15 protein-coding genes are annotated in these 15072 nt (G+C 55.0%); 4 read left to right on the forward strand and 11 right to left on the reverse strand.

Features of this window, described 5'->3' with window-relative positions:
- Window positions 1-14 precede the first annotated feature (14 nt).
- The 8 genes from nadD to FJV47_RS00805 all read right to left on the reverse strand — a co-directional run bounded on the left by nadD (window position 15) and on the right by FJV47_RS00805 (window position 8939).
- Entirely contained in the window at window positions 15-620 is a 606-nt protein-coding gene (gene nadD / locus FJV47_RS00770) for a nicotinate-nucleotide adenylyltransferase (RefSeq protein ID WP_159609242.1), read from the reverse strand.
- 2 nt (window positions 621-622) lie between these two features.
- On the reverse strand, window positions 623-835 hold the full coding sequence (locus FJV47_RS00775; RefSeq protein WP_159609243.1) for a hypothetical protein: 213 nt from the start codon (window positions 833-835) through the stop codon (window positions 623-625).
- Window positions 836-953: 118 nt separating this feature from the next.
- Complete coding sequence (locus FJV47_RS00780; protein WP_235026293.1) at window positions 954-2246, reverse strand: glutamate-5-semialdehyde dehydrogenase; 1293 nt, start codon at window positions 2244-2246, stop codon at window positions 954-956.
- A 10-nt stretch (window positions 2247-2256) separates the two neighbouring features.
- Window positions 2257-3414, reverse strand: coding sequence for a glutamate 5-kinase (gene proB / locus FJV47_RS00785; RefSeq protein ID WP_159609245.1), 1158 nt, complete (start codon window positions 3412-3414; stop codon window positions 2257-2259).
- Between the two features lie 3 nt (window positions 3415-3417).
- Window positions 3418-5007 (reverse strand): GTPase ObgE, encoded by a 1590-nt coding sequence (gene obgE, locus FJV47_RS00790; RefSeq protein WP_159609246.1) that lies wholly within the window; start codon window positions 5005-5007, stop codon window positions 3418-3420.
- 125 nt (window positions 5008-5132) lie between these two features.
- The gene (rpmA, locus tag FJV47_RS00795) at window positions 5133-5387 is read right to left on the reverse strand and encodes a 50S ribosomal protein L27 (protein WP_022875303.1); all 255 of its coding nucleotides are present in this window, start codon (window positions 5385-5387) and stop codon (window positions 5133-5135) included.
- A gap of 48 nt (window positions 5388-5435) precedes the next feature.
- Entirely contained in the window at window positions 5436-5744 is a 309-nt protein-coding gene (gene rplU / locus FJV47_RS00800; protein ID WP_022875304.1) for a 50S ribosomal protein L21, read from the reverse strand.
- Window positions 5745-5972: 228 nt separating this feature from the next.
- Window positions 5973-8939, reverse strand: coding sequence for an Rne/Rng family ribonuclease (locus tag FJV47_RS00805; protein ID WP_370514864.1), 2967 nt, complete (start codon window positions 8937-8939; stop codon window positions 5973-5975).
- 485 nt (window positions 8940-9424) lie between these two features.
- Here FJV47_RS00805 and FJV47_RS00810 point away from each other — a divergent pair, with 485 nt between their 5' ends.
- The 4 genes from FJV47_RS00810 (at window position 9425) to FJV47_RS00825 (ending at window position 12823) form a co-directional block, all read left to right on the forward strand.
- Complete coding sequence (locus FJV47_RS00810; protein WP_159609247.1) at window positions 9425-10048, forward strand: vitamin K epoxide reductase family protein; 624 nt, start codon at window positions 9425-9427, stop codon at window positions 10046-10048.
- 175 nt (window positions 10049-10223) lie between these two features.
- Entirely contained in the window at window positions 10224-10808 is a 585-nt protein-coding gene (locus FJV47_RS00815) for a GNAT family N-acetyltransferase (RefSeq protein ID WP_159609248.1), read from the forward strand.
- A gap of 223 nt (window positions 10809-11031) precedes the next feature.
- On the forward strand, window positions 11032-12315 hold the full coding sequence (locus tag FJV47_RS00820; RefSeq protein WP_159609249.1) for an AI-2E family transporter: 1284 nt from the start codon (window positions 11032-11034) through the stop codon (window positions 12313-12315).
- Between the two features lie 259 nt (window positions 12316-12574).
- Entirely contained in the window at window positions 12575-12823 is a 249-nt protein-coding gene (locus FJV47_RS00825; protein ID WP_159609250.1) for a hypothetical protein, read from the forward strand.
- A gap of 63 nt (window positions 12824-12886) precedes the next feature.
- Here the strand turns inward: FJV47_RS00825 and ndk are convergent, their stop codons facing one another.
- Genes ndk through FJV47_RS00840 form a run of 3 tightly spaced genes read right to left on the reverse strand, consistent with a single transcriptional unit; the run spans window position 12887 to window position 15072 of the window.
- Entirely contained in the window at window positions 12887-13303 is a 417-nt protein-coding gene (gene ndk, locus FJV47_RS00830) for a nucleoside-diphosphate kinase (RefSeq protein WP_159609251.1), read from the reverse strand.
- Window positions 13304-13342: 39 nt separating this feature from the next.
- On the reverse strand, window positions 13343-13777 hold the full coding sequence (locus tag FJV47_RS00835; RefSeq protein WP_159609252.1) for a DUF4233 domain-containing protein: 435 nt from the start codon (window positions 13775-13777) through the stop codon (window positions 13343-13345).
- Window positions 13777-15072: a folylpolyglutamate synthase/dihydrofolate synthase family protein gene (locus FJV47_RS00840; RefSeq protein WP_159610021.1), complete on the reverse strand. Its 1296-nt coding sequence runs from the start codon at window positions 15070-15072 to the stop codon at window positions 13777-13779. Before FJV47_RS00840 ends, FJV47_RS00835 begins: the two co-directional genes overlap by 1 nt.

The following is a 15072-nucleotide window of genomic DNA, read 5'->3' on the forward strand; positions in this document are numbered from 1 at the left end:
TACCGAATATGAGGTTACGACGCGGTATACAGCCCATATTTTGCAATGTACTGCACCACACCATCAGGCACAAGGTACCAAACTGGCTTATCCGCAGCGACTCGTTCGCGGCAATCCGTAGAAGAAATCGCCAGTGCTGGAATTTCGAGCTGTGACACATTCTCTCGCCCCAAATCGCTCATCACGTAACCTGGGCGACTGACGCCAACAAAATGCGCAAGATCCCACACCTCATCGATGTCACGCCAACTCATGATTTGGCTCATCGCGTCCGCGCCGGTGATGAAAAAGAGCTCCGCTTCCGGGCGTTGTGCTCGTAAATCCAACAAGGTATCGCGCGTATAGGTTGCACCTTCGCGGTCGATGTCCACGCGGCTCACTGTGAACCGAGGATTCGAAGCCGTCGCAATGACAGTCATCAAGTAACGGTGCTCAGCACTGGTTACTTGCTTGTCTGCCTTCTGCCACGGTTGACCGGTGGGTACAAAAACTACCTCATCCAAATCTAGCTCAGCAGCTACTTCACTGGCTGCCACCAAGTGGCCATTATGGATGGGGTCAAAAGTACCGCCCATCACGCCGAGGCGTAATGGGCGGTTACGAGGCTGCCGCTCAGTCAAGACTAGTGACTGTGTGGTTCGTGAGTCTTGAACTGGCGGTGGATGTCTTGGTCTTCTTCCTTAGCAGGATGACGGTTGCCCACGTTGGTGTAGGAAACGGTGATCAGAAGCAAGATCATCAAAGCAACAAAGATGCCGCCACCGATAAGCAGGGACCAGGTATGCCCACTGATGCCAGTGGTAGAGGCTTCAGAGGCCAGAATCAGCGCGTTCAAGTAATTCTCCAGTCGTATCCACGGAGTCAATTGGCCCAGCAACTCGTGCTACTGGCTCAATGTTCCGAAAAGTAACGGTACGTTTCTTCTACATCCTACCGAAAAGCGCCGTCAGAAACTATTTACGAACGTGGCCGTCACCTTGAACGATCCACTTGGTGGTGGTGAGCTCGGTCAGACCCATAGGGCCACGAGCGTGCATCTTCTGGGTCGAGATTCCAACCTCTGCACCCAAGCCGAGCTGGCCACCGTCGGTGAATCGAGTTGATGCGTTCACGATGACCGCAGCCGATTCAATTTCAGCGATGAACAGTTCAGAGTTCGCCAGTGACGAAGTCAGGATGGCTTCGGTGTGACCGGTGGAGTATTCACGGATGTGATCAAGGGCTTCGTCGATGTCATCAACGACCTTGACCGCAAGATCCAAGTCCATGTACTCAGTGCTCCAGTCTTCCTCCTGCGCAGCAACGGTCTGAAGCCCCGGAACTAGAGCCGCGGCACGCTCATCAGCGTGCAGGGTCACCCCAGCTGCAGACAGGGCCTTGAGCACCGCCGCGGCAGCAGTTGAATCCTTATGAATCAACAAGGTCTCCACGGTGTTGCACACACTGGGACGCTGGGTCTTGGCGTTGGTCAGGATATCGATTGCCATCTGCTCTTGTGCATCAGCATCCAAAAAGATGTGCACGTTACCTTCACCGGTTTCAATCACTGGCACCTTTGCGGTGGTGACAACACGCTGAATCAGCTCACGTCCGCCACGAGGAATCAGTACATCTACTTTGCCACGTGCGCCCATCAACGCATCAGCACCATCGCGACCGTACTGATCAATTGACGCCACCAGATCTCGCGGAAGCGAAACAGATTCCAAGGCGTCACGAATAATTGAAACCAGCGCCTGGTTCGAGTTGAACGCAGCTGTGCCACCACGCAATAGCACAGCGTTGCCACTCTTGAGCGAGAGGCCAGCGATGTCTACGGTAACGTTGGGACGAGCCTCGTAAATTGTTCCGATGACTCCCATAGGCACGTTGACCTGTCGCATGCGTAGACCATTTGGTAGCGTCTCGCCTCGGACAACGCGTCCTACTGGATCTGGCAGACCTGCTAGTTCGTGCAGGGCGGCAATCAGCCCGTCAATGCGTTTGTCGTCAAGCTTCAAGCGGTCCAGCATTGCTGGCGACGTGCCGTTGTTCCGGCCAACTTCTAAGTCTTTTTTGTTTTCTTCAATGATCCTGGCACGGCCCGAGTCGATCCCGGAGGCCATGGCAAGTAGCGCACGGTCTTTCCAGTCCCGGTTGGCACGCTTGAGAACTCGCGATGCACGGCGAGCTCGATCAGCGAGCTGATAGACCGAAGCGGTAACGTCGGTGATCTGTTCTTCTGTTCGTACTGCGTCGATACTCATAGTTTCCATCCTAGAAAATAGGTTCGATCAAAGCTAGGTCGTCGACATGCACCACAGACTTGTCGTAACCTTCACCCAATTCGGCGACCAGTTCGTTGGTGCTATGCCCCAGCATCTCTGGGAGTTCTTCTGAAGAGAAGTTCACTAGTCCACGAGCAAACGGAAGGTGATCCGAGCCACAGATTTCTACTGCGTCACCAGCTTCAAAGGCGCCCTCAACTGCAACAATGCCGGCAGCAAGCAGTGAGTTGGTCCCCTTGGCGATCGCCTTGACGGCACCATCATCGAGGATCAGCTTTCCCTCGATACCAGCGAGGTAAGCAAGCCAGACGTCGCGGGCAGAACGGCGCGAGTTGCGGGCAGCAAACCACGTACCCACATCGTGGCCACGCAAAGCCTTGGCTGCGTTGTCCGTGCTGGTCACCAGCGTCGGGATTCCTGCCGATGAGCTAAGAGTAGCTGCGTCAACTTTGGTGATCATTCCTCCAGTTCCAACCCCGGCTGCGCCAGGGGTACCCAGGTCAACGGCTTCAAGCTCGTCAGGATGCTCAATGGTGCTGATGCGGTTTCCGCCGTCATCAGGATGAGCGTCATAGACGGAGTCGACGTCGGAGAAAAGCAACAGGGCATCGGCCTTCACCAGGTGAGCTACCAAGGACGCCAAACGGTCATTGTCACCAAAACGAATTTCACGTGTTGCTACCGCATCGTTTTCGTTCACGATCGGCAAGACACCGAGGTTTAACAAACGAACCAATGAACGTAAGGCGTTGGTGTACGAAGAGCGACGCATGAGGTCATCTGCGGTCAGCAGGACCTGGCCGACTCGAAGGTCATGCTCTTCAAAAAGTTGCGTGTACTCGGCCAGCAGCAGTCCTTGACCTACTGCGGCCGCGGCCTGCTGGGTTGCCAAGTCCTTTGGACGCTTTGGCAATCCCAGCGGGGCCAACCCGGCTGCAATTGCACCGGAGGAAACGAGGATAACCTCAGTCCCGTTATTCACGGTCTCGGCGAGAGTGTCCACCAAGAACTTCAGTCTTTCATGAGATATTCCCCCGCTAACCGTAGTAAGCGAGCTGGATCCGACCTTGACCACGAGCCGCCGCGCTTCTGGCAGTTCGTGAGGAGAGGTAATGGCTGAAATGGTCTTAGTGGCACTTTCACTCATACTTTAATTTTCCTCCTGGGCTGCCTTCTTTTCTGCAGCCTTTTTGTTGCGTTTTGCGTTCACCGATTCAGTCCAAATGCCAGCCTTGCGCTCAGCTTCTAGCTCGGCACGAGCTTCAGCCTTGGCAATCTTGCGATCTTCGTGATCGGCGCGCTTTTCTTCGCGGGTCTTACGGTTTCCACGGTCTTCTAGTCGTACGTCCTCACCGCGTCGGCTTCCGCCGAGCAGTTCAGCACCTGCGGCCATGGTTGGCTCCCAGTCGAAGACCACGGAATCTTCTTCGGAACCAATGACGACTGCGTCGCCCGGCTTGGCTCCGGCCTTGAATAGTTTGTTCTCTACCCCCAGTTTTGCTAAGCGGTCGGCTAGGTAGCCAACTGCCTCATCATTACGGAAGTCGGTCTGCATGATCCAGCGTTCTGGCTTTTCACCAATAACGCGCCACAGTGGTTCCAGGTTTTGTTCTTCACGGCGGATGTAGAACTCTTCCTGCTTGGCAGCTCGTGGACGAATCACCGGCACCTCAACTACTGGTGCTTCGATAACCTGTTCAGCACGGGCCTGTTCTACCAATTCAGCCATAGCGAAGGACAGTTCACGTAATCCATTACGTGAGAGTGCAGAGATTTCGAAGACGCGGTATCCGCGCTGTTCCAGCTCTGGACGGACAAATTCAGCCATTTCGGCGCCGTCTGGCATGTCAACTTTATTCAGGGCGATCAGCTTTGGACGCTCGATCAGTGGCACGATGGTTCCATCGGTGCCGGCGAAGGTGGAGTCAGCTTCATAGTTGGCCAACTCTGCTTCGATAATGTCTAGGTCGGTCAGCGGGTCACGATCAGATTCCAGTGACGCACAGTCCAAAACGTGCACGATGGCTGCACAACGCTCAACGTGGCGCAGGAACTCGTGGCCGAGCCCCTTGCCCTCCGAGGCGCCTGGGATCAAGCCAGGTACGTCAGCGACGGTGAAGCGAGTCTCTCCAGCCTGAACTACACCTAGGTTAGGGACCAGAGTGGTGAACGGGTAGTCGGCAATCTTCGGACGTGCTGCCGAAACTGCGGCGATCAAAGAAGACTTGCCAGCTGAGGGGTAGCCAACGAGGGCAATATCCGCCATGGACTTCAGTTCCAGGACAATGTCCTGGCTGGTGCCGGGAATACCCAGCAATGCGAAGCCTGGAGCCTTGCGCTTATCCGAAGAGATCGCAGCGTTGCCCAGACCACCCATGCCACCAATTGCGGCGATGTACTCGTCGCCGATGTTCACCAGGTCGCCAAGGATGTCACCATCTTTGGACTTAATCACGGTGCCGGCAGGAACGCCGAGGACCAGATCCTCACCGTGCTTGCCCGGGTGCAGTCCACCCTTGCCTGGTTCACCGTTGCTAGCCTTACGGTGCGGCAGATGGTGGAAGTCCAGCAGCGTGGTGACCTGAGGGTCGACGCGAAGGATGATGTCGCCACCCTTGCCGCCGTTACCGCCATCGGGTCCGCCGAGCGGTTTGAATTTCTCGCGCTTGATGGACACACAACCGTGGCCACCATTACCTGCGGTGACATGAAGGGTTACGCGATCAACGAATGCAGCCACGGGGCCATCTTCTCCTAGTACGGGGTTGCGAGCTGTGCTCGCAGAAAAGTCTAACTATGCACGCAAGGGGCGGACCGAAAAACGGCCCACCCCTTGTGTACTAAAAAATTTGCCTGTTGCCTAAATTAGGCTGCAGCAACAATGTTCACCACGCGGCGACCACGACGGGTGCCGAACTCGACTGCACCAGCAGCCAGGGCGAACAGGGTGTCATCCTTGCCACGACCTACGCCGGCGCCTGGGTGGAAGTGGGTGCCACGCTGACGAACGATAATTTCGCCTGCCTTGACTTCCTGACCACCAAAGCGCTTTACGCCTAGGTACTGTGCGTTGGAATCGCGACCGTTGCGAGTGGAACTCGCACCTTTCTTATGTGCCATGCCTTTTAGCCTCTTTCGCTACAAAAATGGATATTACGATCGGCCCAATTAGGCGATCGAGGTGACCTTGACCTTGGTCAGAGCGGCACGGAAGCCCTGGCGCTTCTTGTAACCGGTCTTGTTCTTGTACTTCTGGATAACGATCTTCTCGCCGCGAAGGTTTTCTACAACCTCAGCGGTGACCTTGACCTTAGCCAGGTCAGCAGCTGCGGAAGTTACCTTCTCGCCATCTACCAACAGCAAAGCTGGAAGCTCGATGGAGCTACCTGGGGCAGCCTGAAGACGGTCAACGGTGATGAGGTCTCCAACGGAAACCTTCTCCTGGTGGCCGCCTGCGCGGACAATTGCGTACACCACGTGGGTACTCACTTCTACTCGACGTTTATTGTCTTACCGGCGCAGATATCGACCCGAACATCCAACCAAGGATGCGAAACCCGGGGATCTCATGCGCTTGTGCCTTGACGCCGAGCGGACGAAAAGTCCGTGATCTTGGCGTTTAGCACCGATCAACTAGATTACGCTAGTGACCACCGCTGGGGCAAATACAAAGTGCCCCAGCGGGGTAAGCGTGACCAAGTTCATCTATTTCAGTTCGCGTACGGGAACACCAACTCCGAGCATTACCGGTTGCCCGGCAGGCTCAGCTGACTGTTCCTTCTTCGAACTGGAGACATCCATTTGAACTACCGAACCGGTAGCTTCGGATACCTCAGCCACGAGAACTTCTGCTTTGGCGTCGCCCTGAGCCGAGGTGGCTCGACGACTGCGTCGCTTCGGTTTCGTGGAACTCTGTGGGGCCACCGCACTAGCGGTAGCCGATGCTTGGACTGGAGCGTTAACCTCAGTGGCAATGGGAGCGTTTGCTGCCGGCATGGCCAATCCGGTAAGTACCGGCTGGTCTTGTTGCGACTGCACTACCCCACTGCCGCCCTGCGGACGTGAAGCACGGCGTGAGCGCTTACGAGGCTGCACATCAGCCTTCGGCTCTTCCTGAAGTTCTACCGCGGCCGGTTGAACGTCTTGGGCGGGAGCCTCTGACTGATCAGCTTTGGCCTCTGCTGCCTGCGAGTCGCCCTGAGAACGATTCCGTCCCCGGGAGCGTGAGCGACGGCGTGACTTACGTCCGCCCTCATTCTCTTCCTCGGCTCCATCCTTACCCGGCAAGGCAGCCTCAAGCGCCTCGAGAGTGACCGACACGTCGCCGTGAGGCAATGCACTGGTCTTGATCACAGGAATCTGTTCGCCTTCGATGTTCACCGCATTTTCAGCGTGTACCTCTAAGTGTGAAGCAGCAGCGATGCTAGCCAACGCATTACGGGTGGCCTCATCTTTCTCGCCCTCGCCATTATTCTCCTGCTTGGCAGCTGGCTTGGTCTCATCTTTCTCGCCACCACGACGGCGACGGGAGTTACGAGCAGGCTTCTCATTGAACTTCTTCACATGAGCTTCGCCGGCGGAATTGAAGGTACGGCGGGACTCTACTGGCTCCTCGTGGGTGATCACACCGGCACCAGCGCAATGCTCGCACTCTTCTCCAAAGACTTCCAGCAGGCCGGTGCCCATACGCTTACGAGTCATCTGAACTAGACCCAGCGAGGTCACCTCGGCCACCTGGTGCTTGGTGCGATCCCGACCAAGGCACTCAACCAAGCGACGCAAGACGAGGTCTCGGTTAGATTCCAGAACCATGTCGATGAAGTCGATGACGATGATGCCACCGATATCGCGTAGGCGAAGCTGACGGACAACTTCCTCGGCCGCTTCCAAGTTATTCTTGGTCACGGTTTCTTCGAGGTTGCCGCCGGAACCGGTGAACTTACCGGTATTCACGTCAACGACGGTCATTGCTTCGGTTCGGTCAATTACCAATGAACCACCCGAAGGCAGGTATACCTTGCGGTCCAGCGCCTTGGCGATCTGCTCGTCAACACGGTAGTTGGTGAAGATGTCTTCTTCGGACTCCCACTTTTCCAAGCGTCCCATCAAATCCGGTGCCACATACATGACATAGGCCTCGATGGTGTCCCAAGCGTGCTCGCCGGAAACGATCAACTTGGTGAAGTCTTCATTGAAGACATCGCGCACTACCTTGATGGTTAGATCTGGTTCCGAGTACAAAAGCTCAGGCGCCAAAGTCTTAGTCGAGGTCGACTGCTCTTCAATACCTTCCCACTGCGCGCGCAGGCGGTTGATATCGTTGGTCAACTCTTCTTCCGAAGCGCCTTCAGCGGCGGTACGAACAATCACTCCAGCGTTCTCCGGCAGGTGATCCTTCAAGATCTTCTTTAGGCGCTGACGCTCAACATCTGGCAGCTTGCGCGAAATACCGGTCATTGACCCGCCCGGTACGTACACCAAGTAGCGACCAGGCAACGAGATCTGACTAGTCAGGCGTGCACCCTTGTGGCCCACCGGATCCTTGGTGACCTGCACGAGTACCGAGTCGCCGGCCTTCAATGCGTTTTCGATGCGACGTGGCTGACCTTCGAGGGCAGCAATGTCCCAGTTAACCTCGCCTGCATAAAGCACAGCATTGCGGCCACGTCCGATATCCACGAAAGCAGCTTCCATCGATGGCAGTACATTCTGTACCTTGCCAACGTAGACATTGCCAATCAACGAGTCCTGCTGGGTCTTGGAAACGAAATGCTCTGCGAGCACACCATCTTCTAGGACACCAATCTGGATGCGGTCTTCACGCTGGCGAACGATCATCTTGCGTTCCACGGATTCGCGACGTGCCAAGAACTCGGCTTCGGTGATCACCTGACGACGACGACCGGTCTCGCGAGATTCACGGCGACGCTGACGCTTGGCTTCCAGGCGGGTCGAGCCGCGTACCGAGGTGACCTGATCGCTGGCGGCGAGATGACTCTCGACGTTGGCGCGTGGGGCACGAACACGAGTGACGGTGTTGGGCGGATCGTCCTGCGAGCCACCCTCAAGTTCCAAATCCACATCCCCGCGACGTCGTCGGCGACGACGACGTGAGGTCACATCCTCGGCATCCGAATCAGAGGTGGCTGCTTCGCGACGTGCTGGCTCATGCTTCTTAGCCACGGCCTGCGCCAGAACTGCCTGCGCGGTTTCTGGAACGGCGAAGGGGTTAAGGATCATAGAGCTTCCGTGCTCGGCAAGCAGTAACCCGGTATGGTCCTCGACTACAGGTGCTTCCACCTGAGGTACTACGGTCTCTTCGGTCGAGGTAGCGGAGGCGACCTGCTGATCGCGCTCGTGAGCTTCTTCTCGTGTTGCTGCTTGCTCGACCGCTTCGTCACTGGCAACGTGGCGCGCAACCTGAGCCTTGCGCTCAGCCTGACGACTAGCGCGCTTGGTGGAATCAGGGGTGGCTACCTGGGTGCGTCGAGTAGCCCTCCAACGGTATGGGCTCTCTTCGACTCCGGCAGCAGCATTGAGCTCTGCCAAAGTCATGGCACGACGCAGTGGCCGTGCTGGGGTGGTGGAAACGCTGGTACGACGGGCACGTGTTGAACGATTGCCTCGCTTGTTACCTTGCGCCCCGCCCTTTCGTTGATTAGCTGCGCTCATTAGATTCGCGTACTCCTACTTTGTCCCGCTTAGGCATCCTCCACAGACGGCGCCTTAGCTGAAACTACAATCATCACGTGTCACTTGGCCGACTAGTTGTCATCGGTCAGACACAAAAGCTCTCTATTTTCCGCAAGATTGCCACTAACCCTGTAATAGAGCTGGACGCAATTCCTGCGGATCAACGTGGCCCATGAAAACCGGCTGCTTTCCTTTGCAGCCCTACGATCCGCGGTATTCCCTCGGGAGGCGCACGTATTGGGCACTCAACCGAAGCGATTCATCGCCAGTCGATCTGTTGTTTCAAAAGTCTGTCGTCGGGTTGAAAGCAGACTGTGGATCCGCGAGCAACCATCACCATTCTCTCATATATAGTTCACACCACGTTCATCGCTTCTCATCAGTTCCACAGAATCACTTCCTAATATGAAAAGGCTCAATGCGGAAACTCCCGCTTTCCTACAAATTTATGGAATAGTCGAAACATGGTTTCATCACTAGAAAAGAGCCACAACCCGGGCGTGTTGCCGTGGTGGGCTAAAGAACGCGGTTTCGGACTGCTCTTGGTAATCACGGGATTCATTTCATGGTTAGCAGCCGGAATTCTCGTATTAGAGCGATTAGAGCTTTACAAGAATCCTGACTACGTCACTAGCTGCGACATTAACCCGTGGATCTCTTGTGGCACTGTGATGAGATCAGCGCAGGCCGGGATCTTTGGTTTTCCCAATCCGTTTTTTGGCATCGTGTGCTTCGCCGTAGTAGTGACCATCGGCGCGGTACTTCTGGCCGGAGCTTCGAACTTCCAGCGCTGGTTCTGGATCTGTTTCCAAGTCGGCGTTACCGCCGCTATGGGCTTGGTCATTTGGTTCTGGTCGCAGGCGCTGTATGAAATCAACGCACTTTGCCCTTACTGCATGGTCGTGTGGGCCATGGTTATTCCGCTATTCGTCTTTACGACAGCGCGTAACGTCGTCACTGGTGTGATCCCTGCCGGCGAAGGGCTCAAGCGCTTCTTCGCCGAGTGGAGCTGGATCATTACCGCAGTTCTTTGGATTCTGGTCGCAGCTTCAATCGTTCTTCGTTTCCCTAACGCATTCTTCGGCTAAGCCTGGACAACCAATCCCTTCAGCCGGGTCGTTGTTTTTACAACGACCCGGCTGATTCTTTTAACCAGCGCCAACCGACCGATCACCCCATTTCAAACGCTTGCTCAGCTATGTCTCGGTTTCGCCGGTCGTGATCATTCGACTACTTCTGAGCAATGACCGGTAGATTGAGTACATGGCAAGTGACATATGGAACACAGAAAATGCCCAAAATTATGGAATCGATCTACTGATTTCTGATCAATTACGCCTACGTGAGTTACAAGAGGAAGATCTCGCATTCCTCACTCAGTGGTGGAATAGCCCAGAATTCATGGCGCTTCAAGGGAGCCTTGTACTCCCCCATCCGGTCAATGAAGCCGCCTCGCTGTTTAAATCCCGTAGCTTGAATCGTGGAACCACCGACGGAGTCGGACTGTCCATCACGCTGCCCGATGACACGTTAATCGGTCACACCGCGCTCTACGACTACAACGCTCCAGCACGATCGGCCGAACTGATGATCATGATCGGTGGCTCTAATGTGGGCCAAGGCTACGGTACGTTGGCCACCAAAATGATCATTGATTATGGTTTCCGAGAAATGGGTCTGAACCGGATCGGTTTGAATGTTTGGGCTTATAACGAGCGAGCTTTGCGCACGTTCATTAGCGCCGGCTTCCACGAAGAAGGACGAATCCGCCAAGCAGGCTTCCACGATGGGAAGTTCCACGACAAGATCGTCATGGGCCTTCTAGCTGAGGAATACTTCAAGGCTTAAAGTCGCACACTGTTTCAGGTGATCACTGAGTCAAGAGTGATCACCTGATCTCGTTAATGAATAATCTCACCTAATGAAACGTCTATCTTTTGATCACCTCAGGTCTTCTTCGCATTAGATTCACTGATGCGAAATTGGTAGACGCTGTGGTGTCGGCCTAGGTGCGAGTCAACCTGTTGACCTATGGTTAGAACTAAATTAGTACAAGCTATGAGGAGCAACAATGGCTTTGTTCGGCAAGGGTAAATCCCAACCGCCAAAGAAGAAACAGATAGATTCAGTAAAAACTTCAGCACACACTCAGCAATTGGCCTCAGGCGAGGCAAGCCCGGAATTCACCGTCGGTGGACTATGGACAGATCTTTTGGGCCGGCTTGGTATCCGTAGCGCCCAGCTCCTCATTGTGGGAGCGCTGGCCGGATTCCTCATTATCGGCATGCTCCGGCTGACGATGATCGTGATCCCCACCCTCTTGGCAGTGATCATTTCTTGCGCACTCTGGCCCCTTGTAGTGAAGCTGCGCAAGACTTTCTCACCAATGCTTTCGGCCTGGATCGTTTTCCTTGGCACATTCTTGGTTCTCGGAGGCATCGGCACCGGCCTTGTTTTCTCGGTGATCAATGAATGGCCGAAATTGGTAGACAAGGCTGTTCAAGGTTTCAATCAGCTCAATGACATGGTTCAGACCCTGCTGGGTGATCTTCCTTTCCAGATTGATCAGAGCCAGATTGATGACGCGGTCAAGACGGTCACGAACTTCATTACTAGCTCACAGTTCGGCACTGGAGCGCTCAATACGCTCAGCGCTGCCGGCAGCTTCTTGACCGGTTTGGTTCTTCTTCTGGTGATCCTGTTCTTCTTCTTGAAGGATGGGGACCGCATTTGGGCCTTTGCTGTTTCATGGACTCCTTCGCACTACCGCAATAAGTGGATCCAGTCCGGGGACCGCGCTTTGAAGACTTTCGGCGGTTACATTCGTGGCACTGCCACCGTGGCCCTTGTGGATGCCATCGGCATTACTGCGACGTTGTTGATTGTTCGTGTGCCCTTGGCTATCCCGCTGGGTGTCATAGTTTTCCTCGGGTCTTTCGTACCCATGGTTGGTGCCACCGTCGCCGGTGTCTTGGCCACACTGATCGCCTTGGTGACTAATGGCCCGGTCGTAGCCTTGATCGTTCTAGCATCCGTGATCGTCGTCAACCAGCTAGAGGGCAACTTCCTGCAACCGGTGGTTATGGCCAGCGCCTTGAACCTGCACCCATTGGTCGTACTGCTGGCTTTGACTGGCGGTACCGTACTGGCAGGCATCATTGGTGCGGTACTCGCTGTCCCACTAGTAGCCGCAGCGTGGGCGGTTATTAAAGTCTGGACTGGCAGAGACAAGTCCAATCCGGTAGCGGAGGCTAGTGCCGACATTCAAACCGAAGCAGAGATCGAAGAGGAAGATGAAGCCTTGGATAACAAGGATCATGACTTGGACGACTCAGCCGAAGCACCAAAAGGCTAGCAACGCCTGATGGTTTACTCTCCGGTGAAGCATCCCTGAGTTTCAGGGTGGTTTACCGGAGAGTTTTCCTTTACCCATCGTGTCCCAAGTAGTATTACGATGAGCTTCGCCGATGAAATAGTCGCTGACTATTCAACGCAGGCCCACCTACTAATCACATCAGTAGTTATATTCTCTTCTAAACAACGTTGTCACGAGACTAGGCTTTGTGTTTAATGTGACGTAGGTAAGGGAAACTTTCCACCCCCGGAGGTTTCACTTGAAACGCGATATTGCATTTCCTGATCCGGCTACATCTCGCTTCAGGAGAACACTGCATGAGCGACTGGAAGGATTGTATATGTCGAATTTTGATCACGGGCCAGCTGATGATGTTTTTCCACATCTGGCCGACTCAATAGCAGAGCATCACCAAGTCGTCACGATAGGATCGCCCGAAGAACAGCAACTGGATCACCGGAGCGACAGCGACCCACAGGCGACCGAAAGCCTTGACGACTGGCTGTAAGGATCCACAGACGCAAAGAATCCCGGCAGATCATGAGATCTGTCGGGATTCTTTACATTCAGCTTATTTGCCGAACCAGATACCAATTTCACGTTCTGCAGACTCTACGGAGTCCGAACCGTGAACGAGGTTCTGCTGAACCTTCAGGCCCCAGTCTCGTCCGAAGTCTCCACGGATGGTGCCTGGCGCTGCGGTGGTTGGGTCGGTGGTACCAGCCAGGGAACGGAAACCAGGGATAACGCCCTGACCTTCAGCAACAATGGCGACCACCGGACCGGAGAGCATGAACTCAACCAGTGGTTCGTAGAATGGTTTGCCTTCGTGCTCTGCGTAGTGCTCGGCCAGAAGCTCGCGAGTAGCTTCCACCTGCTGCAGCTTGGCAATGGTGTAGCCCTTAGCTTCAATGCGGGCAAGAATCTGTCCGGTCAGGGCGCGCTTAACGCCATCAGGCTTGACCAAGATCAGGGTACGTTCAGTCATTTGACTACCTCTTCGTATCGTTGATGTATTACTAGGTTATTAAGCTTGTTCTGGGTGCGCTTGGTCCCAAGCTTCTTGGGCTGCGGCGCGACGTCGATTTTCAACGTCAATTTCTTCACCCTTTGATAGTGCATACCACCAGCACAGGGCGAATGCCGCGGCAAGATAGAACATGTCCACCAAAATGAAGCCACTGAGGAAAAAGACCAGCTGTAGGACCCATCCGATGATGAATCCGATTCTCTTTGACAACAATGCACAGGTAACAATGCAGAGCAAGGCGATGACTGCACCAAGGCCTAGCACTACCGCTGGCTCTCCCCCACGCTTGAGTCCGAAAGCCGCCAAGGTGACAAAAACAGCCAACAGAGCTTCACAAACCAACACGGTGGAAGCAAACATCGTTTTAGTGGAACGCTGCTTCTTTTTCATACCGGGACGCCACTCGCGCTGCGCACGGGTGAGTTTGGCCATTACGATTCACTTCCTTTGAGCAACAAAGAAATCTCGCCCACCAGTGTAATCGAACCGGTGACCAGCACGCCGCCGCCGAGATCTTCCCCAGCTTCGGCGCGGCCTACAGACCACTCCACTGCATCTTCAAGATCTTCGGTGACGTGGATGTCTTCTTCAGGCCAGCCTGCGTTCATGGCCATATTGGCCAACTCTCCAGCGGGGATAGCACGCGGTGAAGATGACTGGGTAATGCAGAGATCTTCAACCATGTCGCCGTACTCTTCACGCATGGTGTAGAGCATGGCCTCAGCATCTTTTTCCTGCAAAATGCCAACCATTAGCACCAGTCGAGTGAACCCGAATGATTCCTTCACGGCATCAGCTGAAACGCGAATTCCTTCCGGATTGTGTCCGGCATCCACCAGGATGCTCGGCGCACTACGCACCAGTTCAAGCCGCCCAGGGCTGGAAGTTGCCGCGAAACCTTGGCGGACAAGGTCCGCATTCAGCTCGCGCTGGCCTCCACCGAGGAATGCTTCAACGGCAGCCAACGCCACCGTGGCATTTTGTGCCTGATGGGCGCCAAAAAGCGGCAAGAAGATCTCGTCGTAGCGTCCGGCCTGTCCCTGAATAGACAAGAGCTGACCGCCAACACCTAATTTGCGCTCCAAGAGTTTGAAGTCCAAGGTGTCAAAAGCTGCGGGAACTTCGAGTTCACGCGCACGCCCCAGCAGCACGTCGGCCGCATCCGATGGTTGCACCGAAGAGACTAGGCATCCTCCTGGCTTAAGGATCCCCACTTTTTCTTCGGCAATTAGCTCGGTGGTATCACCCAGCAGGTCTGTGTGGTCCAACGAAATCGGGGTGAACACCGAAACATCGCCATCGGCCACATTTGTGGCATCGGTGATCCCGCCCAATCCAACTTCGAGCACTACCACGTCCACCGGCACCTCGGCGAAGATCGCGAAAGCCAGGATAGTGACCGCTTCAAAGTAGGTCAGCTTGTTTTCACCGCGCTCAACGAGCTCAGCATCCACCAGGTCGATGAATGGCAGGATCTCATCCCATACGCGGACAAAAGTTTCGTCGTCGACGGGTTCGCCGTCAATGCTGATTCGTTCGGTGACCGAAACCAAATGAGGCGAAGAGTATCGCCCGGTGCGCAGGTCATGAGCACCGAGCAATGACTCGATCATGCGTGCTGTTGAGGTCTTGCCGTTGGTTCCGGTGATATGAATTACCGGACAGGACTTATTGGGTTCCCCCAAAATTTCCATGGCACGGAACATCGGATCCATCCGAGGTTCCAT

The sequence above is a fragment of the Glutamicibacter sp. JC586 genome (assembly GCF_009805585.1).
In the GTDB taxonomy this organism is placed as follows: Bacteria; Actinomycetota; Actinomycetes; order Actinomycetales; family Micrococcaceae; genus Glutamicibacter.

Bases quoted from the DNA above. Each gene is read 5' to 3' on its own strand.
- FJV47_RS00805 (WP_370514864.1), bottom strand. From the start codon at position 8,939: ATGAGCGCAGCTAATCAACGAAAGGGCGGGGCGCAAGGTAACAAGCGA.
- rpmA (WP_022875303.1), bottom strand. From the start codon at position 5,387: ATGGCACATAAGAAAGGTGCGAGTTCCACTCGCAACGGTCGCGATTCC.
- ndk (WP_159609251.1), bottom strand. From the start codon at position 13,303: ATGACTGAACGTACCCTGATCTTGGTCAAGCCTGATGGCGTTAAGCGC.
- FJV47_RS00820 (WP_159609249.1), top strand. From the start codon at position 11,032: ATGGCTTTGTTCGGCAAGGGTAAATCCCAACCGCCAAAGAAGAAACAG.
- FJV47_RS00810 (WP_159609247.1), top strand. From the start codon at position 9,425: ATGGTTTCATCACTAGAAAAGAGCCACAACCCGGGCGTGTTGCCGTGG.
- FJV47_RS00840 (WP_159610021.1), bottom strand. From the start codon at position 15,072: ATGGAACCTCGGATGGATCCGATGTTCCGTGCCATGGAAATTTTGGGG.
- proB (WP_159609245.1), bottom strand. From the start codon at position 3,414: ATGAGTGAAAGTGCCACTAAGACCATTTCAGCCATTACCTCTCCTCAC.
- FJV47_RS00780 (WP_235026293.1), bottom strand. From the start codon at position 2,246: ATGAGTATCGACGCAGTACGAACAGAAGAACAGATCACCGACGTTACC.
- FJV47_RS00835 (WP_159609252.1), bottom strand. From the start codon at position 13,777: ATGGCCAAACTCACCCGTGCGCAGCGCGAGTGGCGTCCCGGTATGAAA.
- FJV47_RS00815 (WP_159609248.1), top strand. From the start codon at position 10,224: ATGGCAAGTGACATATGGAACACAGAAAATGCCCAAAATTATGGAATC.